This window comes from Streptomyces aureoversilis (assembly GCF_042657885.1).
GTDB lineage: Bacteria > Actinomycetota > Actinomycetes > Streptomycetales > Streptomycetaceae > Streptomyces > Streptomyces aureoversilis.
The window spans coordinates 376,511-398,231 of sequence record NZ_JBHSKJ010000003.1 but is presented as its reverse complement, the minus strand read 5'-3'; the positions used below and the strand labels follow the sequence as shown (position 1 = coordinate 398,231).

The window sequence follows — 21,721 nt, the reverse complement described above, 5'->3', positions numbered from 1 at the left end:
CGGTGGCTGACCGGAAAGGACGGGCCGGGTGAGCGACAACCAGAATCTCCTGGCGGAGCAGCGGCGTGCGCTGATCCTCGACGAGGTCAGGAGGCGCGGTGGGGTGCGGGTCAACGAACTGACGCGGAGGCTCAATGTCTCGGACATGACGGTCCGTCGCGACCTCGACGCCCTGGCCCGGCTGGGCGTGGTGGAGAAGGTGCACGGCGGTGCGGTTCCGGTCGCGGAGGCGACGACGCACGAGCCCGGGTTCGAGGCCAAGTCGGCGCTGGAGCTGGCCGCCAAGGAGGACATCGCGCGGGCGGCGGCGCGGATGGCTCCGCCGGGCGGTGCGATAGCCCTGGCGGGCGGGACGACGGTGTTCGCGCTGGCCCAACGGCTGGTGGACGTACCGGATCTGACGGTGGTGACGAATTCGGTGCGGGCGGCCGACGTCTTCCACAGCGCGCAGCGGCCGGTGACGGCGGCGGGCCCGTCGGCCCGGCCGGGGGCGGCGACGGTGGTGCTGACGGGCGGGGTGCGTACGCCTTCGGACACGCTGGTGGGGCCCGTCGCGGACGCGGCGATCCGCTCCCTGCACTTCGACGTGCTGTTCATCGGGGTGCACGGGATCTCCGCGGAGGCGGGCCTGTCGACGCCGAACCTGGCGGAGGCGGAGACCAACCGGCACTTCGTGCGGTCGGCGCGGCGCGTGGTGGTCCTCGCGGACCACACCAAGTGGGGGACGGTGGGGCTCAGTTCGTTCGCCCTGCTGGACGAGGTGGACGCGCTCGTCACGGATGCGGGACTGCCGGAGACGGTGCGGCGGGAGATCGCCGAGCGGCTGCCGGAGCTCGTGGTGGCGGATGCTTCCGGTGACTCCACCACATGCGACGGCGTGCGGGGCTAAGGTATCGGCACCCGGCAGGCCGCCGACCCTTTGGGGGTTCTCTCGATGGTGTACCGACTGCGCCCGGTGGGGCTGGACTTCGTCGCGAACGCACCGCTGCGGGTGGTTCTGGCCTCCCGTACGGCGGCCGCGCCGGAGGAGGTCTTCCGGGCCCTGGCACTGGACGTTCCGGGCTGGACGCGCTGGTTCCGTGCGGTGACGCTGGCGCGGCCCGTGCAGCGGGCCGGGGACGAGGGCCGGGAGGTTCACCTGCTGGGCGGGGTGCGCTTCATGGAGACGGTGATGGCGGCCGAGCCCTCGCACCGGTACGCGTACCGCATCGACGTGACGAACGTGCCCGGGGTGCGGGCAATGCTGGAGGAGTGGCAGCTGCTGCCCTCGGGGACGGGCACGGTGGTCCGGTGGACGGTCGCGCTGGACGCCCCCGCCGCGGTGCGGCTGCTGGTGGCACTGGGGCGGCCGGGGCTCAGGCACGCCTTCCGTGACGCGTTGCTGACGCTCGACCGGCGCCTGGCGGCGATGCGGGGCGGAACGCGCTGATCGGGGGTCCCGCCAGTATTTGCCTCCGTCCCGGCCGCGGCGCCTGATGACGTTCGAACGGATGGCTGAGCACCGGCATTCGTACGCGATGGTGCACGACGAAGTAGTACGCCACTGGGGACGATCGCCAGTACTCCCTCCTCGTCGAGGCGGGATGCCGTCTCAGGCGGCGATGCCGAGTTCGGTGCGGGTGCGGTGGAGGAACTCGCGGACGGCCGGCTCCCGGCGCCAGGGGGCGAGGGCGGTGCTGAACTCGCGGACGTAGTCCTTGGCCCGGGTGGACTGGACGCGGGCGAGGATGTCGACGGACCGGTTGCCGAGGTCGAGGCCGTGCTCGAGGTCGCGGGCCTGGAGGTGGGCGGTCCCGACGATCGCCAGCCGCATCCCGACCGAGCGGGTGAACACCCCGGAGGGCATGGCGGCGGCCCGCTGGTTCCAGGCCAGAGCGGCCTTGGGGTTCTTCAGGTCCCGGAAGACCTCCGCGGCGTCCGCGGAGAGGCGGGCATGGTGATAGAAGTCGATCCAGGCGGGCTCTGAGCCGCTGGAAGCCTCTGCCCGGCTCAGGAGCTCCTCGGAGGCGGCCAGGGCTCGTGAGGCGGCCCCGGCGTCCCTCTCGCGGGCATGGGCCCGGGCCTCGATCAGCTTGGTGAAGGCCAGCACCCTGGGGGCGGCCTGTCCCTTGGCCCGCTCGAAGGCTCCCTGGGCCATGTCCACGGCCTCGGAGGCGAATCCCCGCAGCAGCGACTGCATGGCCATCGTGGTCAGCACATAGCAGCCCAGCTCGACGTCGCCGCCCGCGCGGGCGAGGCGGAGGGCCTGGATGAAGTGCCGCTGGGCGACATCGTGCTGTCCGACGTCGAAGGCGGTCCAGCCGGCCAGCCGGGAGAGCTCGCTGGTGGCGGAGAACAGGTCGCGGCCGACTGCGTCGGTGAAGGAGCCTCGCAGCAGCGGGGCGGCCCGCTCCTGGAGGCAGACGGTGACGGAGTTGGCCTTCCAGTTCCCGCCGCCGTATTTGGAGTCCCAGCGGCGGGCTTCGTCGGCCGCGTCGCGGAGCTCTGCCAGGTCGGCCCGGCCGACCTGCTTGCCGCCCTTGTGGTCGGCGGCCTCGTCGGCGGGGGTGACCAGCCAGCGGGTCACGGGCATGGTGAACGCGGATACGGCGAAGCCGGATCCGGTCAGGAAATCGCGGCGGTTCACAAAACTCCAGAACGAAGTGGCCACTCGGACCGCGTTGCCGCGGTCCCGCGGGAAATCCAACCCGACATCCCCATCCGGTGTCCGGGCATCTCCCATCCCGATTTCGCCAAGTGAGACCGGCCGTCCGAGCCGTTCGGCGATCGCCTGGGCGAGGAAGGTCGGGACCGGCCATTTGGGGGTCATGCCCCGTCGGCACCAGTTCGCGATGGAGGTATGCGAGTAGTCGGTGTCCAGCCCGGCTGCTGGGCGAGCTGGTTGACCCGCAGGGCCGGAGATTTGTGGCTCGCTCCGCAGGTCTCAATCAGCCGGGCCAGGTCCGCGTTGGGCGGACGGGTCCGGCCGCTGGTCGACGCCACCCGAATCCCCTTTTCCACCAGGTCAGCAGCCGCGCTGCTGACGAGGAATCTCCTCGGGGCCGAGCTGCGTCGGCTGGGTGTTTCCAGTCATCGGCAGTCCGGCTGGGCACGAGGAGGGCCGAATGCCTCCTCGCGTCTTTAGCCACCGAGGGAGGACACCCTCCGCCCCGACCGCCTCGTCCTCGGCCTCAGCACCGAAAGCTCCTGGGCCGAGACCCTGCTGCGGCAGGCGTTCGCCGAGATCATCGAGGCCGGGACGCCGACGATCGTCACCGACTGGGCCACCGCCGAGCTCGCCAAAGGCGCCGCGAACTCCTTCCTCGCCACCAAGATCTCCTTCATCAACGCGATGGCCTAGGTCTGCGAGAAGTCCGGCGCCAACGTCGACCAGCTCGCCGACATCCTCGGCCACGACACCCGCATCGGCCGCCGCGGCCTGCGGCCCGGCCTCGGCTTCGGCGGCGGCTGCCTGCCCAAGGACCTCCGCGGCTTCACCACCCGCGCCGACGAGCTCGGCGCAGACGAAGCAGCCGGCATCCTCCGCGAAGCCGATGCCGTCAACACCCGACGCCGCCAGCGCGTCATCGACCTGGCCCGCGAGGAACTCGGCACCGACCTGCGCGGCAAGCGGATCACCGTCTGGGGCGCCGCCTTCAAGCCCGAGACCGACGACATCCGCGACTCGCCCGCCCTCGCCGTCGCCCAGGCCCTCCACAACCTCGGCGCGACCGTCACCGTCACCGACCCCAAAGCCCTCGACAACGCCCGCAAGCCCCACCCCGAACTCGACTACGCCGAGGCCCCCATTGCTGCCGCCGAAGACGCCGACCTGCTGCTGCACCTGACCGAGTGGCCGCAGTTCACCCGGATCGACCCCAAGCGACTCGCCGCCCGCACCCACAACCCCAAGGTCATCGACGCCCGCGGCACCCTCAACACCGGCCAATGGCGCGACGCCGGCTGGATCACCCGCACCCTCGGACGTCGCTGAACCGCGCAGGCCCTGAGCCTCAGGGACAGCCAGGGACACACCTCCCGGAAATCCGCATACCACCTGGGAGGGTGGAGAGCAGCGGGACCGGCGGGACCGAATGCTTGCCGGCGGTCGGATCGCGCCAGGCCGCTCCTACACCTGAATGAGCAGGCCATTGTTCGGCTGAGTGAGGACAGCGATTCGCGGCACACATTCCCCGTTGGCGCCACCAGGCCCGTCCTTCCGCGGCTCTCCCAGTGCCCTCGCCTGATACACCCAGTCCCCGGAACGGGACACTGACTGCCTGTCATGTGTCGGCTTGGGCTTGCTTGCACTCCTCGGTCGGAGCACATGATCAGTTGAAGCCCGCCAGCACGTAGGTCAAGTCAGGAGCTCGGCATGGGCCGCATCTGGATTCCGTGCCGCTTGCCGATCTCGATGAGGCGGTCAACGTCCGGCGGCGTCTCCGACCGGGGTGGCAGCTCGCGTCGTTGGGCCGGTTCGCCTGCCTCGGCGAAGAATTTGTCGACGTCGCCCGGAGTGTAGGTGACCAGGAGCCGTACCGTGCTGGTGGGCTCGAACCGTTCCAACGTGCCCTCGGGGATGTGAAAGAAGGACCCGGGGCCGCCTTCGACCGTTTCGTCACCGATGTGGTAGCGGAGGGTCCCCTCGATGACATAGACACTCTCGGTTCCGGGGTGGGTGTGGGGCGGTGGGCCCATTCCTTCCGGGATGGTCATCTCCATGACGGTCATCGCACCGTTGGTCTCGTCACTGGATGCCTTGACCTCGTAGAGGCCGTTCAGCATCCAGAATGCCTTCCCGTCACCGCTGTGGCGCACATGGGCGTGCTTCGCCATGGGCCCGCTCCCTTCTGTGGCTGACCTTCTCAGGTGTTCCCAGCAGCGGGGAGACGGAAGGCGACCATCCGGGTGTGTCTGCCGGAGGTCGCGAGTGCACCACGAATGGCCGGACAGGTTCTGGCCCTCTGCTGCCTTTGGCCATGGACTCGCTCCGTTGCGGGAGTCATGCGCGGAGGGCGAAGCCCCTCAAGCGCCCCACCGGACGTCTGGATCCTCTACCAGTACCAGCAGGCCACCAGCCAAAGCCTCTGGCGTTCAATCGTGGAGCGATGCCGGCATGGCCCCGGTCACGGGCGTCCCGGCATAGTGACAGGCGGCAGGCGACGGGCGGCGTCAGTCCGGCCAGTACCCCGTGGCCAGGAACGTGGTGATGGCGGCGGCGTACGGCCCGATGTCCAGGCCCTGTTCGGCGAGCCAGGCGTCGGAGTAGTACGTGTCGAGGTAGCGCTCCCCCGGGTCGCACAGGAGGGTGACGACGCTGCCCTTGGAGCCGTTGCCGGCCATCTCGGCGACGATCTTGAGGGCGCTCCACAGCCCCGTGCCGGTGGAGCCGCCCGCCCTGCGGCCGATGGCCTGCTCCAGGGCGCGCACGGCGGCGATGCTCGCGGCGTCCGGCACCTTCATCATCCGGTCGATCACGCCCGGCATGAAGCTGGGTTCCATGCGCGGCCGGCCGATGCCCTCGATCCGCGAGCCGCGCTCGCCGGTCACCGCGGGGTCGTGGTTCTTCCAGCCCTCGAAGAAGCAGGAGAATTCGGGGTCGGCGACGCAGATGCGGGTGTCGTACTGCATGTAGCGCGCGTAGCGGGCGATGGTCGCGGAGGTGCCGCCGGTGCCCGCGGTGGCGACGATCCAGGCGGGCACGGGGTGGCGTTCGCTGCGCAGCTGGCTGTAGACCGATTCCGCGATGTTGTTGTTGCCGCGCCAGTCGGTGGCCCGTTCGGCGTAGGTGAACTGGTCCATGTAGTGGCCGCCGGAGCGCTCGGCGAGCAGGGCGGCTTCCGCGTACATCGTGCGGGGGTCGTCCACGAAGTGGCACCGGCCGCCGTGGAACTCGATGAGCCGGGCCTTCTCCCGGCTGGTGGTGCGGGGCATGACAGCCACGAACGGCACGCCGATCAGGCTCGCGAAATAGGCTTCGGAGACCGCCGAGGAGCCGCTGGAGGCCTCGACGACCGGGGCTTCGGGGCGGATCCAGCCGTTGCAGAGCCCGTGCAGGAAGAGCGAGCGGGCGAGGCGGTGCTTGAGGCTTCCGGTGGGATGGGTGGACTCGTCCTTGAGGTAGAGGTCGATGCCCCACTCCTCGGGCAGGGGGAAGCGCAGCAGGTGGGTGTCGGCCGAACGGTTCGCGTCGGCCTGGACCTTGCGGACCGCTTCGGCGAGCCAGGCGCGGTGGGCCGGGTCGCTGCGGTCGACGTCGAGGGTGGGGGCGGGGCCTCCTGCGGAGGCGGCCGGGCCCGGGCCGGGGGCAGCCCCGTCCGTATCCCCCGGGTCCACGGTGCCGTTCACGCCGCTCCTCCCGTTCCATCCGGGCCCATGCGGAGCACTCGGACCTTTCGATCATAAATGGGCACTGGTGCGTGAGCCGCCTCACAGGCAGACTGCGCACGAGCACACGAATCGGCCGGGGAGGCGGTTGGCGTGGCGGATCCGGAGTTCACCGCGACCGGGGTGCGGATCGAGCGATCCCTTCGCTCGCTCACCCGGGCGGGCCAGGTCAAGATCAGGGACGGCAGGCTGGAGCTGCTCACCAGCTACGGCCGGGAGATCGACAGCGCCCCCCTGGGGTCGGTCCACGCGAGCAAACCGTGGTTCTCCGGCCGGGACCGCGCCCGGGCGACCGTGAACGGCACGCGCTACCTGCTCACCCTGGGCCGGTTGGAGGACGCGCCGGAGGAGGCGTCGGGGGAGGCCGCCGTCCGGCGGTTTCTGGAGGCCGTCCGCTCCGGACGCCATGGTGACGCCAGGGGCTGAGGGTGCAGAAGTTGCGCTTCCGGCTGTGGGAGTCGACCCTTGATTCGTACCAGCATCACTGAGGGTTCACCGGTGGCTACGCTCTGGACATCAGCCGCCGCCCGGCTCGGCAGCCGTCTCCGCCGGCCCGGCCCCAGCGCGTTCCAGAACGCCCTTCTGCATCAGGCTAGCCCTACTTCTTCCAGGGAGTCGCAGCCGTGATCAGCCGACCGAACAAGCACTGCACCGTAGAGCTCCAGGCTCTTCCACCGCGGATCGGCCAGGTCCGCAGAATCGTATCTGCGCAACTGCGGTACTGGAATCTCGATCCGCTCATCGACCCCGCGGCGCTCTGTGTCACCGAACTCCTGACGAACGTGCACCAGCATGCCGAACCGGACAAACGCTGCACGGTCGAGATCGACCTCGTACTGGACCGGCTCACCGTCTCGGTCCGCGACCACGACCCGCGGCTGCCCCGCGTCGCGGACCCGGACGCCGGCAGCACCCACGGCCGCGGTCTCGCCCTGATCGCGGCCGTCAGCGACAGCTGGGGCGTGCAGGAGCGCCACGACGGCGGCAAGGTCGTCTGGTTCTCGCTGCCCGTCCCCGAGCCGGCCGCCGGCGGCCGGCAGACCCGGGACGACCGGACGACGGTCACGTTCGAACAGCCCGTCCCGGCCCTCCCGCCGCTGGAGGAGCCCGCGTTCGACGAGCAGCCCGCCGCCGCCCGCAGGCCGGCCGCGGTGCTCGACCGCTCCCCCGTCCGCTCCGCCGTTCCCGGCTGACCGGACGGGGGTCCCCACCCCGGGCGGGTGCGCGGTGCTCACTCCGCCGCGACGGCGCGCAGGACGTCCAGGCGCGCCGCCCGCCGGGCGGGCCGCAGCAGCCCCGCGAGCGCGCCGGCGGCCGACCCCACCAGGGCGACCACCGCCGGGCGCGGCACCGGCACGGAGAAGGCGGCGGTGCCCGTGGCCCGGACGAGGGCCCAGCCGAGGAAGCCGCCGAACACCCGGGCCGCCGGCCGTGCCGAACGCGGCGGCCAGCACCGACTCGACTCCCAGCGGACCATCGCACGCAGTTGCCCGCGGGTCTGCCCACCACCCTCAGCAGGCCCGGCTCGCGGGTGCGTCCGCGTCCCGCGAGAGTCAGGGTGTCGGCGATGCCGAGCAGGGCGATGACCACCGCGAGGGCCGGCAGGGCGCACCAGGGTGAGCATCCGTGTCGACGCTCTTCGCCGCGGAGGCCGCGTACTCGGCGCGGGTCCAGACCGCCAGACCTCCGGATCGCCGTACGCGACGGCGGCCTTGCCCACGCCCTCCTTCACTCCCGTGAGCGGTCACGCGTGCGCGCGCACGCGTGGCCGTTCACGGCGTCCGTCAGCCCAGGGCCGCCAGCGGGTCGTCGAGGACGGGCTGCCAGGCGGCTTCGGCCGCGCCGATGAGGCTGTTGTAGTCGAGGGTGCAGGGCAGGATCGGCACGCTGCCGCTGCGGCCCCACAGGCTGCGGTCGGCGACGACGGCGCGCAGCCGCTCGGGATCGGCGTCCAGCAGGGCGCGGTGGAGCCCGCCGAGGATGATGCGGTCGGGGTTGAGGATGTTGACGAGGCCCGCGAGGCCGAGGCCGAGCCGGTCGACGATCAGCTCGGCGGCGGTGCGCACGGCGGGGTCGGAGTACTCCGTGCGGAGCAGGTCACGGGCCTGCTGCAGGAGGGACACCTCGGGGCCCGGGGTGCGTCCGGCCGCGGTGAGGAAGGCGAGCGGGTCCGTCTCGACGTCCAGGCAGCCGCGGCTGCCGCAGTGGCAGGGCAGACCGGCGGGGTTGACGGTGAGGTGTCCGACCTCCAGGGCGAGGCCGGAACTGCCGCTGTGCAGGCGGCCGTCGAGGACGAGCGCCCCGCCGACGCCGCGGTGGCCCGTGGCCACGCACAGCAGGTGCCGGGAGCCGCGGCCGGCGCCGTGCCGGTGTTCGGCGAGCGCGGCGAGGTTGACGTCGTTGCCGGTGGAGCCGGTGGCGGTGACACCTCCCGGGCCGGGGATCCCGGCCTTGGCCAGGGCCTGGGTGAACAACTCGCGGACCGGAGCGCCGGCGGGCCAGGACAGGTGGAGCGGGTTGAGGGCGGTGCCCTCCGGCTCGTCGACGGCCGAGGGGACGGCGAGGCCGGCGCCCAGGCAGCGGCGGCCGGTCTCGCGCAGCAGTCCGGCCCCGGCCTCGACCACGGCGTCGATGATGTGCGACGGGTCGGCGGGGACGGTCATGCATCCGGGCGCGGTGGCGACCATCCGGCCGCCGAGGCCCACGAGAGCGGCGCGGAAGCCGTCGGCGTGGATCTGGGCGGCGAGCACCACCGGTCCGCCGGACGCGACGGACAGCCGGTGCGAGGGGCGGCCCTGGGAGCCGGCCGCCGCCGGGCGGGCGTCGACGGTGATCAGTCCGAGGGCCTCCAGTTCGGCGGCGACGGCACCGGCGGTCGCGCGCGTCACCCCGAGTTCGGCCGTGAGCACCGCGCGCGTGGGTGCGCGGCCGGTGTGTACGAGCTCGAGGGCCGGGCCGAGGGCGCCGCGGCCCCGCTCCAAACGTGTTGTCCGAGTCTGGGTCACACCCCTATTCTGACTTTGTGCCGACGCTAAACAAAATACGGACGGCCCTTCTGGGCGAACAGCGCCCTGCTCCGGCCGCTCCCGCCCTCCGCCGCCTCCGCAGCGCCATCACCTTGTTCTTCGCCCTCGACGGCTTCCTCTTCGCCGGCTGGGTGGTCCGCATCCCCGCCATCAAGGAGCAGACCGGGGCGTCCGCGGGCGCCCTCGGCATGGCCCTCCTCGGCGTGTCGGCGGGCGCGGTGGCCACCATGGTGCTCACCGGACGGCTCTGCCGCCGGTTCGGGAGCCACCCGGTGACCGTCGCCGCCGCCGTACTGATGTCCGCGGGGATCGCCCTGCCGCCCCTGACGCACTCGGCCCTGACCCTCGGCCTCGTCCTGCTCGTCTTCGGTGCCGCCTACGGCGGCATCAACGTCGCCATGAACAGTGCCGCCGTCGACCTCGTCGCCGCCCTCCGCAGGCCCGTGATGCCGGCCTTCCACGCCGCGTTCAGCCTCGGCGGGATGCTGGGCGCGGGCCTGGGCGGCCTCGTCGCCGGACACCTCTCCCCCACCCGCCACCTGCTGCTCCTGACCCTGATCGGACTCGCCGTCACCGCGGTCGCAGGACGCATCCTCCTGGCGCACCCGGCGCCGCGGACCGAGCGGGCCGAGGCCGCCGCCGCGGCGGCGGACGGCAGCCCCTCCGGTCGCGGGCGGCGGACGGTCGCCCTCTTCGGCGTGATCGCCCTGTGCACGGCCTACGGCGAAGGGGCGCTCGCGGACTGGGGCGCGCTGCACCTGCAGCAGGACCTCGGGGCCCGCGCCGGTGTCGCGGCCGCCGGCTACTCCGCCTTCGCGCTCGCCATGACCCTGGGCCGGCTGAGCGGCACCGTACTGCTCGAACGCCTCGGCCAGACGGCGACGCTCGTCGCGGGCGGGGCCGCGGCCGCCGCCGGCATGCTGCTCGGGGCGCTGGCGCCCACGGTCTGGGCCGCGCTCGTGGGGTTCGCGGTCACGGGCCTGGGGCTGGCGAACATCTTCCCCGTCGCGGTCGGACGGGCCGGGGAGCTGGCCGGTCCGGCCGGCGTGGCCGCGGCCTCCACCTTCGGCTACGGCGGCATGCTGCTCGGGCCTCCGGTCATCGGCCTCGTCGCCGACGGGTCGTCCCTCCCTGCGGCGCTGACCACCGTCGCGGCCCTCTCGGCCGTGGCTGCGGCCATCGCCTACGCCACGCGCCGCACGGTCGGCGGGGCTCGCTGAGGCGGGTCCGCCCGCGGGCGAGCGGCGTTGTCAGTGGGGGCTGACACAATCCGAAGGCGTGGACGGAAGGGGTGGGCACGGAAGGGGTGGGCCATGAGCGCCGAGCAGGGGGACTGGCGGTGCGGCGGGGTGCGCTGGGGGTCCGCCGGGCCGTCGCTGGCCTGGCTGCACCCCGTGCACGGCGAGCGCAGCACCCCGCTGCCCGCAGGGCGTCCGATCGCCTTCACGACGGGCGCCGCACGGCGGTGCGTGGGGGTCCGCAGAGCCGGCCGGCGCACGCCGTGCCCGGTGGGCGCGGAGGTGGCGGCCCCGGCGATCTCGGCGCAGTGCGCGGAGTGCGCGCGGCTGGACCGCTCGCACTCGGTCGCCGCCGACACCGCCCTCGACGACCCCCGCCCGTACGACGTGTACCTGGCCTGGTCGGTGCCCGGAGCGGTCAAGGTCGGCATCACCGCGGCCGAGCGCGAAGGGATGCGCCTGCTCGAACAGGGCGCGCTGTCCTACGCACTGCTGGGGCGCGGGCCGCTGATGGCGGCCCGCCGTGCGGAGGCGGTGCTCGGCGCGGCGCTCTCGGTTCCCGACCGCATCCCCTACGCCGCCAAGCGGGCCGCCCGGTGCCCCGCGCCCGCCCAGGAGTCCCGGACGGCCGAACTGGCCGCCCTGCATGCCCGGGCGTGCGGGCTCGGCACGCTGCCAGAATCGCTGACCGTGCTGCCTTTCGCCCCCGTGCACCACGATGCGGTCTTCCACCTCGACCGGCTTCGGCCGGACTGCGGGACGGTCGTGCTCGCGCCCGGCCGCACGATATCGGGCAGCGTCGCCGCGGTGGCGGGGCCCGACCTGTATCTGGACGCGGCGGACGGTCGGCAACTGCTGGTAGACGCACGGCAGCTGGCCGGGTGGGCGCTCACGGCGGCGGCGCCCGGGGCGGAGACGACGGCGGAGGTGCACGTACGCCCGCCCGAGGCCACCGGCCCGGAGGCCCTCTTCTGACAGGGCCCCCACCCCGCCACGCGGAAGGAGCGGGTGCAGGGGCGGTATCAGGAGTAGTGCAGGAGCTGCATCAGCCCAGCCCGTCGGGCGGGCGAGCCACCGCTCCCCGGCGGCTCGGCGCCGCGCTCCCGCACCCAGGCGCCGGTCTCCCGCTCCCCATGCGGGCAAAGCTGGTCGGCAGCGGCACCCGCCGCGTCAGCCGTGCGCCGTGGGCGCGTCCACTCCACCGGAAGTCCACTCCACCGGAGGCAGGGAGCCCGGCACGCCCGGGCCCCGTGACGGGGCGGCGGGAGCGGCCGAAGACCGGCCGACGCCCGGAAACCAGCCGGCGCCCGGAAACCAGCTGACGGCCGAAGACCAGCCGGCGGCCGGGGCACGGCGCCCGCCCCCGTCCCCGGACCGGCAACGGCCCCGACCGCTACGGGCGGTCGGACGCGGACAGCACGCGTCGGGCCACCGGGTGCGTCCTGACGATCTCCGCGAGCGTGGTCGTGCCCCGGGTGATCCTCATGAAGGCGTGCCACGCCGGGCGGAAGCCGGTGAGCGCGGCGTGCATCAGACCGGGGCGGCGCTCGTAGAAGGCGAGCATGCGGCGGCCGACGCCCATCTCCACGCCCAGCCCGGCCTTGATGGCGAAGGCGTAGTTGAGGGCCTGGCGGCGGGCGTCGACGGCGTCCTGCGCCTCGCCGATGCGGACCGCCCACTCCCCCGCGAGCCGGCCCGAGCGCAGCGCGAAGGAGATGCCCTCGCGGGTCCACGGCTCCAGCAGGCCCGCGGCGTCGCCGCAGACGATGACGCGGCCGCGGGAGAGCGGGGAGTCGTCCGAGCGGCAGCGGGTCAGGTGGCCGGAGGAGATGCTCGGCTCGAAGCCCGCGAGGCCGAGGCGGGCGATGAAGTCCTCCAGGTACCGCTTGGTGGCCGAGCCGTCGCCGCGGGCCGAGATCACGCCGACGGTGAGGGTGTCGCCCTTGGGGAAGACCCAGCCGTAACTGCCGGGGATCGGGCCCCAGTCGATGAGCACGCGCCCGGCCCAGTCCTCGGCGACCGTCGGGGGCACGGGAATCTCGGCCTCCAGGCCGAGGTCGACCTGGGCGAGCTTCACTCCCACGTGTGCCCCTATGCGCCCGGCGCTGCCGTCGGCCCCGACGACCGCGCGGGCCAGGACGGTCTCGCCGTTCGAGAGGACCACGGCGACCGTGCGCCGGTCGGGCACGGCCGGGCCGTGCTGCTCGACGCGCGAGACGGTCACGCCCGTGCGCACCTCGGCGCCGGCGTCCTTGGCGGCCTCGACCAGGGCGGCGTCGAACTCGGGCCGGTTGATGAGGCCGAACAGCATCCGCTTGGAGCGGCGCGTGCGCGTCAGCTTCCCGTTGAGGGAGAACGTGACGGCGTGGACGCGGTCGCGCAGGGGCAGTTCGAAGCCGGGCGGCAGGGCGTCCCGCGAGGGGCCGATGATGCCGCCGCCGCACGTCTTGTAGCGCGGCAGGTCGGCCTTCTCCAGGAGCAGGACCCGGCGGCCCGTGGAGGCGGCGGCGTGCGCGGCGGAGGCCCCGCCGGGCCCGGCGCCCACCACCACGACGTCCCACACCGGCTCCGGGCCCCCGCCCGCGTCCCGCTCCGCGCCCTCGGCTGCGTTGTCGCTGCTCACCTGTGCTTCTACTCCCGCTCGATCACCGGCTACGGCTACCGCCCGCATCCTACGGCCAGCCTCTGGCGCCGCCGCCACGGGAAGGCCGTGGGAGCGGCGGGAGGCGGGCGTGGGAGGATCGAACGGCACAATCGCCCATACGTACGGATACAACGCCGCGTCCACAAGGAGCGTTCCATGGAAGCGTCCTCGAACCACCCCCACCGGCCGGCCCCGGCCGAGCTGGCGGCGACCGTCGCCTCGCTGCAGTCCCGCGCCAGGACCGAGCTGGCCGAGCTGGTGGCCTTCCGGTCGGTGGCGGACGAGGCGCAGTTCCCGAAGAGCGAGTGCGAGGCGGCCGCGGGCTGGGTGGCCGACGCCCTGCGGGCCGAGGGGTTCGAGGACGTCGCCCTGCTCGACACCCCCGACGGCACCCAGTCCGTCTACGGCTACCTCCCCGGCCCGGCGGGCGCCCCCACCGTGCTGCTCTACGCGCACTACGACGTGCAGCCGCCGCTGGACGAGTCCGCCTGGCTCTCGCCCCCGTTCGAGCTGACCGAGCGCGACGGCCGCTGGTACGGGCGCGGCGCGGCCGACTGCAAGGGCGGGGTGATCCTGCACCTGACCGCACTGCGCGCGCTCAAGGAGCACGGCGGCGTGCCGGTCGGCGTGAAGATGATCGTCGAGGGCTCGGAGGAGCAGGGCACCGGAGGCCTGGAGCGCTACGCCACGGCGCACCCGGAGCTGCTGGCCGCCGACAGCATCGTCATCGGCGACGCCGGCAACTTCCGCGTGGGCCTGCCCACCGCCACCGCGACGCTGCGCGGCATGACGCTCGTCCGCGTCAAGGTGGACACCCTGGAGGGCAACCTGCACTCGGGGCAGTTCGGCGGCGCGGCGCCCGACGCCCTGGCGGCGCTGATCCGCATCCTCGACTCGCTGCGCGCCGAGGACGGTTCGACGACCGTCACCGGCCTGGAGGCCGAGGCGGCGGCGAGCTGGGAGGGCATGCAGTACCCGGAGGAGGACTTCCGCAAGGACGCCAAGGTCCTCGACGGCGTGGGGCTGATCGGCTCGGGCACCGTCGCCGACCGGCTGTGGGCGCGCCCCGCCGTCACCGTCCTCGGCATCGACTGCCCGCCCGTCATCGGCGCCACCCCCTCGGTCCACGCGGGCGCCCGGGCGCTGATCAGCCTGCGCGTGCCGCCGGGCACGGACGCGGCGGCGGCGACGAAGCTGTTGGGCGAGCACCTGAAGGCGGCGGCCCCGTGGGGCGCGCGCGTCGAGTGGGAGCAGATCGGGCAGGGGCAGGCGTTCCGCGCGGACACCGGCAGCCCGGCCTACGCGGCGATGGCCGACGCCATGCGCGTCGCCTACCCGGGCCAGGAGATGCAGATCTCCGGCATGGGCGGCTCGATCCCGCTGTGCAACACCCTCACCGCGCTGTACCCGGAGGCGGAGATCCTGCTGATCGGGCTGAGCGAGCCCGAGGCGCAGATCCACGCGGTCAACGAGAGCGTCTCGCCGGAGGAGCTGGAGCGCCTCTCCCTGGCGGAGGCCCTGTTCCTGGGCAACTACGCGGAGGGCAAGCGCTGACGTCCCGCGGCGGGGGCCGGGCTCCGCGGCCCGGCCCCCGCCCCCGCGGGCTCACCCGACGGGGACGCCCGCCTCGAGGTTGAGCGGGCGCCCCTGTTCGCGGGCGCGCAGCGCCCAGCGCAGCCTGCTCAGCCGCACGGGCGGCAGCAGGGCGGCCGCCTCGCTCTCGGTGACGAACCGCCAGCCGCGCAGTTCGGAGCCGGGCAGCAGGAGCCGGCGGGCGTCGGCCCCGGCCAGCCGCCCGCCGTCGAAGAGGAACCGCAGGCCGCCGTAGCCTGGCGGCTTGGGCGGCTCCCAGTCGACGACGAGCAGGCGGGGCACCTCGGCGAGCCGGATGCCGATCTCCTCGGCCACCTCGCGCATCCCGGCGCGGGCGGGCGCCTCGCCGGGCTCGACCACGCCGCCGGGGAACTCCCAGCCCGGCTTGTACGTGGGGTCCACCAGCAGGAAGCGGTCCTCCTCGTCGAAGAGGAGCACGCCGGCGGCGAGCGTCTCGGCCGTCGGCTCGGGGGTCTGCACGATGGCGCACGCCCCCGCGGCGCCGCTGCGCACGGCGTCCGCGACCCGCTCGGCCGCCTCACGCGGCGTCAGATGGCCGGTCTCTACGGCGTAGGCGTCGGTACGGAGCCAGGGGAGCGCCTCGCGGTAGGGGGCGATGTGGTCCAGCGCCCACTGCCGGACGGACTCACTGCGGTCGGGGTCGTCCGCGAACTCCTCGCGCCCTGCTATCCGAGCGCGCAGGATCGTTTCGTCGACAGTCAGCAGCACATGTCGCACCGGGATGCGGCGAGCGGCGAGCCCCCCGAAGATCTCGTCCCGGTACTCCTGGCGCAGCAGGGTCATGGGGACGACGAGCACCCCGCCGACCTCGGCGAGCAGGGCGGCCGCCGCGTCGACGACCAGCCGCCGCCAGACCGGCAGGTCCTGGAAGTCGCCGACCTCGCCCATTCTCTTGGGCGGCAGCAGGTACTGCAGCGCCCCGCCGATCACCTCGGGGTCGTAGAGGGTGCTGTCCGGGATCAGCTCGGCCAGTTCCCTGGCCGTGCTGGTCTTCCCCGCACTGAACGCGCCGTTCAGCCAGACGATCACGGTTCCCCCTTCTCCGTAGACCCCTGTGAAGTGCCCGGAACACCTTGCCACGGAAACGCGTGTGAGGGGCACGGTGCCGGGGGTCCCCGCCCGCCGGAAGGGGCGGGCCCCCGCCCGGGCTTCCGGCTGCGTCCATCGCTGCAGCGGCCCCTACCGCCACTGTCCGGCGCGTTCTACGCCGGCAGTACTCCTCCCGCGCACGAGTGCTACGCCGGGCAGTACACCTCCCGGCTCGTCCCGCGGGAGTGCTACGCCGGGCCGGGCTCCCGGACGGTCCACAGCCCGAGGTGCTGCGCGGCCGCCGCGGCGGCCCCCACGAGGCCCGCGTCGGGGCCCAGTTCGGCGGGCAGCACCTCGATGCCCGCCGCGAACGACAGCGTCGCGTAGTCGCGCAGGCGCGCGCGCAGCGGGGCGAAGAGGACGTCCCCCGCGCCCGCCACGCCGCCGCCTATGACGGCGACCTCGACCTCGACCAGCGTCGCGGTCGCGGCGATTCCGGCGGCCAGGGCCTGGGCGGCCCGCTCGAAGGAGGCGCGGGCCACGGCGTCCCCCGCCCGCGCGGCCGCGGCGACGGCAGCGGCGCTGCGGTCGCCGTCCGGGCCCGGGAGCCAGCCGGCGTCCAGCGCGCGGCGGGCGATGTTGGGCCCGCTGGCGATGCGTTCGACGCAGCCACGGGCGCCGCAGGGGCAGGGGTCGCCGTCGATGTCGACGCTGATGTGCCCGATGTGGCCCGCGTTGCCGGTGGGACCGGGGTGCAGACGGCCGCCGAGGACCAGGCCGCCGCCGACGCCGGTGGACACCACCATGCACAGAGCGTTCGCACGCCCCCGGGCGGCGCCCTGCCAGTGCTCGGCCGCCGTCATCGCGACACCGTCGCCGACGAGCACCACCGGCAGGCCGTCCGCCCGCCGCGCCACCTCGGCGACGAGGGGGTAGTCCCGCCAGCCGGGGACGTTGACGGGGCTGACGGTCCCCCGGGACGCGTCCACCGGACCCGCGCTGCCGATGCCCACGGCCCGTACGCGCGGCCACTGCGCCGCGCGCCCGAGCTCCTCCAGCACCTCCGCCACCGCGCCCATCACCGTGGCGCCGTCCTCGCGCGCGGGGGTCGGGCGCTGCGCGCGGGCCAGCAGCCGGCCGCGGTCGTCCACCAGCGCGCCCGCGATCTTGGTGCCGCCGATGTCGAGGGCCGCGACAAGGTCGGCGAAGTCGGTGCGCATGGGGACGATCTCTCCTGGTGGGGCAGGGGTGCGGGCGCTGCGGAGGCCAGTCTGTCCGGATCTGACAACGTTGTCTAGGCTCTATGCTCGACGTCACCCCAGTCACCCCGCACCGGCCCCTGGTAAGGACGAGCACCCGTGTCGAGCAGTGCCCAGCCCGCCCGCAGCCCCTCCCCCCGATACGGCGCCCGCCCGACGATGAAGGACGTGGCGGCCCGCGCCGGCGTCGGCCTGAAGACCGTCTCCCGGGTGGTGAACGGAGAGCCGGGCGTCACCCCCGACACCGAGCGGCGCGTGCAGGACGCGATCACGGCCCTGGGCTTCCGGCGCAACGACAGCGCCCGCATCCTGCGCAAGGGCCGCACCGCCTCCATCGGGCTCGTCCTCGAAGACCTCGCCGACCCCTTCTACGCGCCCCTCAACCGGGCCGTCGAGGAGGTCGCCCGCGCCCACGGCGCCCTGCTCATCAACGGCTCCAGCGCGGAGGACCCGGAGCGTGAGCGGGAGCTCGCGCTGGCCTTCTGCGCCCGCCGGGTCGACGGTCTGATCATCATCCCGGCCGGCGACGACCACCGCTACCTCGAACCGGAGATCGCGGCGGGCATCGCCACGGTCTTCGTCGACCGCCCGGCCGGCCGGACCGAGGCCGACGTCGTGCTCTCCGACAGCTTCGGCGGCGCCCGCGAGGGCGTCGCCCACCTCGTCGCGCACGGCCACAGCCGCATCGGCTTCATCGGCGACCGCCCTCGCATCCACACCGCCACCGAGCGGCTGCGCGGCTACCGCGCCGCCATGGCCGCCGCCGGCCTGCCCGTGGACGAGTCCTGGGTGTCCCTGGGGCCCACGGCCCCCGAGCGCGTGCGCGCCGAGGCGGAGCGGATGCTCTCCGGGCCGCGGCCGGTGACCGCGCTGTTCGCCGGCAACAACCGGGTGACGGCCACGGTCGTGCGCGTCCTGTCCCGCTCGCCCCGCCCGGTCGCCCTCGTGGGCTTCGACGACCTCGAACTGGCCGACCTGCTCTCCCCCGGCGTCACTGTCGTCGCGCAGGACGCGGCCCGGCTGGGCCGCACCGCCGCCGAGCGGCTGTTCCGCCGGCTGGACGGGGTGGCGGAGCCGCCGCAGCGGGTGGAGCTGCCGACCCGTCTGATCGTGCGCGGCTCGGGCGAACTGCCCCCCGCGGAGGGCTGAGGGAGCGACCCGGGGCGGGTATTCAGCCCGTCCGCCCCGCGAGCCCCTCCAGGCCGTCGCGGCCCAGGCCCGTCAGGGCCGTCACCTCCGCCGCGTCCACGGCACCGCAGTCCAGGCCGCGCAGCAGGTGGCCACTGAGCGCCCGCGCGGTGGCGGGCTCGTCGAGGATGTCGCCGCCGGAGCGGTTGACGTAGGCGTCCAGGCGGGCGGCGGCGCTCTCCAGGCCCTCGCGGTAGAAGGCGTACACCGCGGCGTAGCGGGTGGGCAGATGGCCCGGGTGCATGTCCCAGCCCTGGTAGTAGGCGCGCGTCAACGACCGGCGCACGAGGCCGTGGTGGAGCCGCCAGGCGGCGTGCACCTGGGGCGTCGGCCCGACGGGCAGGACGTTGGTGGAGCCGTCGGAGACGCGGACGCCGGTGCCCGCCGCGGCCACCTGCATGACGGCCTTCGCGTGGTCGGCGACGGGATGGTCGGGCGACTGGTGCGCGGCGCCCACGCCGCAGGAGGCGCTGTAGTCGAAGGTGCCGTAGTGCAGCGAGGTCGCGCGCCCGCCCGCCGCGTCGATCATCCGGGCGACGGTGGTGCGCCCGTCGGCACCGAGGATCGCCTGCGTGGTCTCGATCTGTATCTCGAAGCGGATCCGGCCGGGCTCCAGGCCGCGCGCCTTCTCGAACTCCCCGGCGAGCTCGGCCATGGCGGCCACCTGCTCGGCGTAGGTGACCTTGGGGAGGGTGAGGAGCAGCCCTCCGGGCAGCCCGCCCGCCTCCATCAGGCCGGTGAGGAAGATGTCGAGGGTGCGGATGCCGCGGTCCCGGACGGCCGCCTCCATGCACTTCATCCGGATGCCCATGAAGGGCGCCGCGGTGCCGTCCTCGTACATCCCGGCCACCAGCCGCGCCGCACGGGCGGCCGCCGCGTCCTCCTCGTCGTCGGGGCGCGGCCCGTAGCCGTCCTCGAAGTCGATGCGGAGGTCCTCGACGGGCTCCCGCTGCAGTTTGGCGCGCACGCGGTCGTGGACGGGCCCGGCGAGGGCCTCGGGGAGGCCGAGTACGGCGGCGAGGGAGGCGGCGTCGGGCGCGTGCTCGTCGAGGGCGGCGAGGGCCCGGCCGCCCCAGAAGCGGAGGGTGTCGGCGGCGAAGACGTCGGCGGGGACGTAGACGGTGTGGACGGGCTGGCGGGTGCCGGGGTCGCCGGGGTAGCGGCGCGCGAGTTCGGCGTCGACGCCCGCGAGGGAGGCTCCGATGCGCTTCCCCACCGCGCTCGCGAAGGTCGTCGCGATCGTCCCGTGCTGTCCCATGGCACACCTCTCCGCCCAGCCTCCCCGGCCGGCGCCGGAAGGTACCCCCACGGACGGAACCGATCGTCCGTGCGGGCGAAGCTATCGACGGCCCGGCGGCGGGTCAACAGGCCGGCGGCACCGGTGGGCGGGGCCGGCGGGCTGGGCCGTCCGTGCACGACGGGGCCCCCGCACGCCGTCGCGTACGGGGGCCCCGGCACGTGGTGCCGCGGGGTCAGCCCTTGCGGGTCTTGACCTCGTCGGTCAGCTGCGGGACGACCTCGAAGAGGTCGCCGACCACGCCGTAGTCGACCAGGTCGAAGATCGGGGCCTCGGCGTCCTTGTTGACGGCCACGATGGTCTTCGAGGTCTGCATGCCGGCCCGGTGCTGGATGGCGCCGGAGATGCCCGCCGCGATGTACAGCTGCGGCGAGACGGACTTGCCGGTCTGGCCGACCTGGTTGGTGTGCGGGTACCAGCCGGCGTCCACGGCGGCGCGGGAGGCGCCGACGGCCGCGCCGAGCGAGTCGGCGAGGGCCTCGATGATCGAGAAGTTCTCGGCGCCGTTGACGCCGCGGCCGCCGGAGACCACGATCGCGGCCTCGGTCAGCTCGGGGCGGCCCGTCGACTCGCGCGGGGTGCGGGAGACGACCTTGGTGCCGGTGGACTTCTCGCCGAAGGAGACGGCGAGCTGCTCGACCGTGCCGGCGGCCTGGGCGGCCTCCGGGGCGGCGGAGTTGGGCTTGACGGTGATGACCGGCGTGCCCTTGGTGACGCGGGACTTGGTGGAGTACGAGGCCGCGAAGACGGACTGCGTGGCCACCGGGCCCTCGGCACCGGCCTCCAGGTCGACGGCGTCGGTGATGATGCCGGAGCCGATGCGGACCGCGAGGCGGGCCGCGATCTCCTTGCCCTCGGCGGAGGACGGCAGCAGTACGGCGGCCGGCGAGACGGCGTTGTACGCGGCCTCCAGCGCGTCGACCTTCGGCGCGACGAGGTAGTCGGCGAACTCGGACGCGTCGGCCGCGAGGACCTTCACCGCGCCGTACTCGCCGAGCACGGCGGCCGCGGCGTCGGCACCGGCGCCCAGGTGCACGGCGACGGGCTCGCCGATGCGGCGGGCGAGGGTGAGCAGTTCGAGGGTGGGCTTGCGGACGGCGCCGTCCACGTGGTCGACGTAGACGAGGACTTCAGCCATGGCGTTGCTCCTGCGGAAAAAGTGGGGCGGGTGACGGTTCGTTCGGGATCAGAGAGCTCAGATGAACTTCTGGCCCGCGAGGAACTCGGCGAGCTGCTTGCCGCCCTCGCCCTCGTCCTTGACGACGGTGCCGGCCGTGCGGGCCGGGCGCTCCGTGGCCTCGTCGACCTTGGTCCAGGCGCCCTCCAGGCCGACCTCCTCGGCCTCCAGGCCGAGGTCGGAGAGGTCCAGGGACTCCACCGGCTTCTTCTTGGCCGCCATGATGCCCTTGAAGGACGGGTAGCGGGCCTCGCCGGACTGGTCGGTCACGGAGACGACGGCCGGGAGGGAGGCCTCCAGCTGCTCGCTGGCGGCGTCGCCGTCGCGGCGGCCGGTGACCTTGCCGTCCTCGACCTTGACCTCGGAGAGCAGGGTGACCTGCGGGACGCCCAGGCGCTCGGCGAGCATCGCCGGGACGACGCCCATGCCGCCGTCGGTGGAGGCCATGCCGGAGACGACCAGGTCGTAGCCGACGTGCTCCAGGGCCTTGGCCAGCACCAGCGAGGTGCCGAGGGCGTCGGTGCCGTGGAGGTCGTCGTCCTCGACGTGGACGGCCTTGTCCGCACCCATGGAAAGCGCCTTGCGCAGCGCGTCCTTGGCGTCCTCGGGGCCGACGGTCAGGACGGTGATCTCCGCGTCGTCGTCGGCCGCCTCCTTGATCTGCAGCGCCTGCTCGACCGCGTACTCGTCGAGCTCCGAGAGCAGGCCGTCCACGTCGTCGCGGTCGACGGTCAGGTCTTCGGCGAAGTGCCGGTCGCCGGTGGCGTCGGGCACGTACTTCACAGTGACAACGATCCTCAAGCTCACGCCGGCTCTCCTACTGCATCGTCTCTTCGTAGCTGCCTTGGCAGGCAGCATAGGCGCCTTGTGGGGCGGATTCCGC

18 protein-coding genes and 2 pseudogenes are annotated in these 21,721 nt (G+C 73.8%); 9 read left to right on the top strand and 11 right to left on the bottom strand.

Going from position 1 to position 21,721, the window contains the following annotated elements:
• Window positions 1–28: 28 nt before the first annotated feature.
• Window positions 29–889, top strand: coding sequence for a DeoR/GlpR family DNA-binding transcription regulator (locus ACFPP6_RS07340; RefSeq protein ID WP_336004813.1), 861 nt, complete (start codon window positions 29–31; stop codon window positions 887–889).
• A gap of 45 nt (window positions 890–934) precedes the next feature.
• Window positions 935–1,429 carry an SRPBCC family protein gene (locus tag ACFPP6_RS07335; RefSeq protein WP_382038358.1) on the top strand — a complete coding sequence of 165 codons (495 nt, stop codon included), beginning with the start codon at window positions 935–937 and terminating at the stop codon, window positions 1,427–1,429.
• 162 nt (window positions 1,430–1,591) lie between these two features.
• On the opposite strand, the pseudogene ACFPP6_RS07330 reads toward ACFPP6_RS07335, so the two are convergent.
• Window positions 1,592–2,982: pseudogene (locus tag ACFPP6_RS07330) on the bottom strand (sporulation protein).
• 400 nt (window positions 2,983–3,382) lie between these two features.
• Here ACFPP6_RS07330 and ACFPP6_RS07320 point away from each other — a divergent pair.
• Window positions 3,383–3,973 (top strand): UDP binding domain-containing protein, encoded by a 591-nt coding sequence (locus tag ACFPP6_RS07320; RefSeq protein WP_465269366.1) that lies wholly within the window; start codon window positions 3,383–3,385, stop codon window positions 3,971–3,973.
• 368 nt (window positions 3,974–4,341) lie between these two features.
• On the opposite strand, the gene ACFPP6_RS07315 is transcribed toward ACFPP6_RS07320, so the two are convergent.
• Window positions 4,342–4,815, bottom strand: a complete 474-nt coding sequence (locus ACFPP6_RS07315; RefSeq protein ID WP_382038356.1) for a cupin domain-containing protein — start codon at window positions 4,813–4,815, stop codon at window positions 4,342–4,344.
• A 336-nt stretch (window positions 4,816–5,151) separates the two neighbouring features.
• Window positions 5,152–6,327, bottom strand: a complete 1,176-nt coding sequence (locus tag ACFPP6_RS07310; RefSeq protein WP_382038355.1) for a PLP-dependent cysteine synthase family protein — start codon at window positions 6,325–6,327, stop codon at window positions 5,152–5,154.
• A 132-nt stretch (window positions 6,328–6,459) separates the two neighbouring features.
• Between ACFPP6_RS07310 and ACFPP6_RS07305 the strand changes: the two genes are divergently transcribed.
• Window positions 6,460–6,792, top strand: a complete 333-nt coding sequence (locus ACFPP6_RS07305) for a hypothetical protein (RefSeq protein ID WP_382038353.1) — start codon at window positions 6,460–6,462, stop codon at window positions 6,790–6,792.
• A gap of 197 nt (window positions 6,793–6,989) precedes the next feature.
• The gene (locus ACFPP6_RS07300; RefSeq protein WP_382038351.1) at window positions 6,990–7,559 is read left to right on the top strand and encodes an ATP-binding protein; all 570 of its coding nucleotides are present in this window, start codon (window positions 6,990–6,992) and stop codon (window positions 7,557–7,559) included.
• A 38-nt stretch (window positions 7,560–7,597) separates the two neighbouring features.
• On the opposite strand, the pseudogene ACFPP6_RS07295 reads toward ACFPP6_RS07300, so the two are convergent.
• Window positions 7,598–8,101 (bottom strand): annotated as a pseudogene (locus tag ACFPP6_RS07295) (ABC transporter permease); the annotation flags it as partial.
• Between the two features lie 49 nt (window positions 8,102–8,150).
• Window positions 8,151–9,371 (bottom strand): ROK family protein, encoded by a 1,221-nt coding sequence (locus ACFPP6_RS07290; protein ID WP_382038350.1) that lies wholly within the window; start codon window positions 9,369–9,371, stop codon window positions 8,151–8,153.
• Between the two features lie 17 nt (window positions 9,372–9,388).
• Between ACFPP6_RS07290 and ACFPP6_RS07285 the strand changes: the two genes are divergently transcribed.
• Both ACFPP6_RS07285 and ACFPP6_RS07280 read left to right on the top strand, forming a co-directional pair.
• Window positions 9,389–10,612, top strand: coding sequence for an MFS transporter (locus ACFPP6_RS07285; RefSeq protein ID WP_382038349.1), 1,224 nt, complete (start codon window positions 9,389–9,391; stop codon window positions 10,610–10,612).
• A gap of 93 nt (window positions 10,613–10,705) precedes the next feature.
• Window positions 10,706–11,605 carry a DUF2797 domain-containing protein gene (locus ACFPP6_RS07280; protein ID WP_382038347.1) on the top strand — a complete coding sequence of 300 codons (900 nt, stop codon included), beginning with the start codon at window positions 10,706–10,708 and terminating at the stop codon, window positions 11,603–11,605.
• Between the two features lie 418 nt (window positions 11,606–12,023).
• On the opposite strand, the gene ACFPP6_RS07275 is transcribed toward ACFPP6_RS07280, so the two are convergent.
• Window positions 12,024–13,253: a geranylgeranyl reductase family protein gene (locus ACFPP6_RS07275; protein ID WP_382038345.1), complete on the bottom strand. Its 1,230-nt coding sequence runs from the start codon at window positions 13,251–13,253 to the stop codon at window positions 12,024–12,026.
• Window positions 13,254–13,430: 177 nt separating this feature from the next.
• Between ACFPP6_RS07275 and ACFPP6_RS07270 the strand changes: the two genes are divergently transcribed.
• Window positions 13,431–14,828: a dipeptidase gene (locus ACFPP6_RS07270; protein ID WP_382038343.1), complete on the top strand. Its 1,398-nt coding sequence runs from the start codon at window positions 13,431–13,433 to the stop codon at window positions 14,826–14,828.
• Between the two features lie 51 nt (window positions 14,829–14,879).
• On the opposite strand, the gene ACFPP6_RS07265 is transcribed toward ACFPP6_RS07270, so the two are convergent.
• Together ACFPP6_RS07265 and ACFPP6_RS07260 are read right to left on the bottom strand one after the other, a co-directional pair.
• Window positions 14,880–15,917: an NUDIX hydrolase gene (locus ACFPP6_RS07265; protein ID WP_382038341.1), complete on the bottom strand. Its 1,038-nt coding sequence runs from the start codon at window positions 15,915–15,917 to the stop codon at window positions 14,880–14,882.
• 248 nt (window positions 15,918–16,165) lie between these two features.
• Window positions 16,166–17,137: an ROK family protein gene (locus ACFPP6_RS07260; RefSeq protein WP_382038339.1), complete on the bottom strand. Its 972-nt coding sequence runs from the start codon at window positions 17,135–17,137 to the stop codon at window positions 16,166–16,168.
• A gap of 198 nt (window positions 17,138–17,335) precedes the next feature.
• Between ACFPP6_RS07260 and ACFPP6_RS07255 the strand changes: the two genes are divergently transcribed.
• Window positions 17,336–18,325 carry a LacI family DNA-binding transcriptional regulator gene (locus tag ACFPP6_RS07255; protein ID WP_382038522.1) on the top strand — a complete coding sequence of 330 codons (990 nt, stop codon included), beginning with the start codon at window positions 17,336–17,338 and terminating at the stop codon, window positions 18,323–18,325.
• 22 nt (window positions 18,326–18,347) lie between these two features.
• Here the strand turns inward: ACFPP6_RS07255 and ACFPP6_RS07250 are convergent, their stop codons facing one another.
• From ACFPP6_RS07250 to ACFPP6_RS07240, 3 genes are all read right to left on the bottom strand, one after another.
• Window positions 18,348–19,622, bottom strand: coding sequence for a DUF6986 family protein (locus ACFPP6_RS07250; protein WP_382038337.1), 1,275 nt, complete (start codon window positions 19,620–19,622; stop codon window positions 18,348–18,350).
• Between the two features lie 214 nt (window positions 19,623–19,836).
• Entirely contained in the window at window positions 19,837–20,799 is a 963-nt protein-coding gene (locus ACFPP6_RS07245; RefSeq protein ID WP_382038336.1) for an electron transfer flavoprotein subunit alpha/FixB family protein, read from the bottom strand.
• A 57-nt stretch (window positions 20,800–20,856) separates the two neighbouring features.
• Window positions 20,857–21,645, bottom strand: a complete 789-nt coding sequence (locus ACFPP6_RS07240) for an electron transfer flavoprotein subunit beta/FixA family protein (RefSeq protein WP_058042856.1) — start codon at window positions 21,643–21,645, stop codon at window positions 20,857–20,859.
• Window positions 21,646–21,721 lie beyond the last annotated feature (76 nt).

Coding starts and splice junctions, on each gene's coding strand:
- ACFPP6_RS07335 (WP_382038358.1), top strand. CDS start 935: ATGGTGTACCGACTGCGCCCGGTGGGGCTGGACTTCGTCGCGAACGCA.
- ACFPP6_RS07315 (WP_382038356.1), bottom strand. CDS start 4,815: ATGGCGAAGCACGCCCATGTGCGCCACAGCGGTGACGGGAAGGCATTC.
- ACFPP6_RS07280 (WP_382038347.1), top strand. CDS start 10,706: ATGAGCGCCGAGCAGGGGGACTGGCGGTGCGGCGGGGTGCGCTGGGGG.
- ACFPP6_RS07270 (WP_382038343.1), top strand. CDS start 13,431: ATGGAAGCGTCCTCGAACCACCCCCACCGGCCGGCCCCGGCCGAGCTG.
- ACFPP6_RS07260 (WP_382038339.1), bottom strand. CDS start 17,137: ATGCGCACCGACTTCGCCGACCTTGTCGCGGCCCTCGACATCGGCGGC.
- ACFPP6_RS07255 (WP_382038522.1), top strand. CDS start 17,336: ATGAAGGACGTGGCGGCCCGCGCCGGCGTCGGCCTGAAGACCGTCTCC.
- ACFPP6_RS07250 (WP_382038337.1), bottom strand. CDS start 19,622: ATGGGACAGCACGGGACGATCGCGACGACCTTCGCGAGCGCGGTGGGG.
- ACFPP6_RS07245 (WP_382038336.1), bottom strand. CDS start 20,799: ATGGCTGAAGTCCTCGTCTACGTCGACCACGTGGACGGCGCCGTCCGC.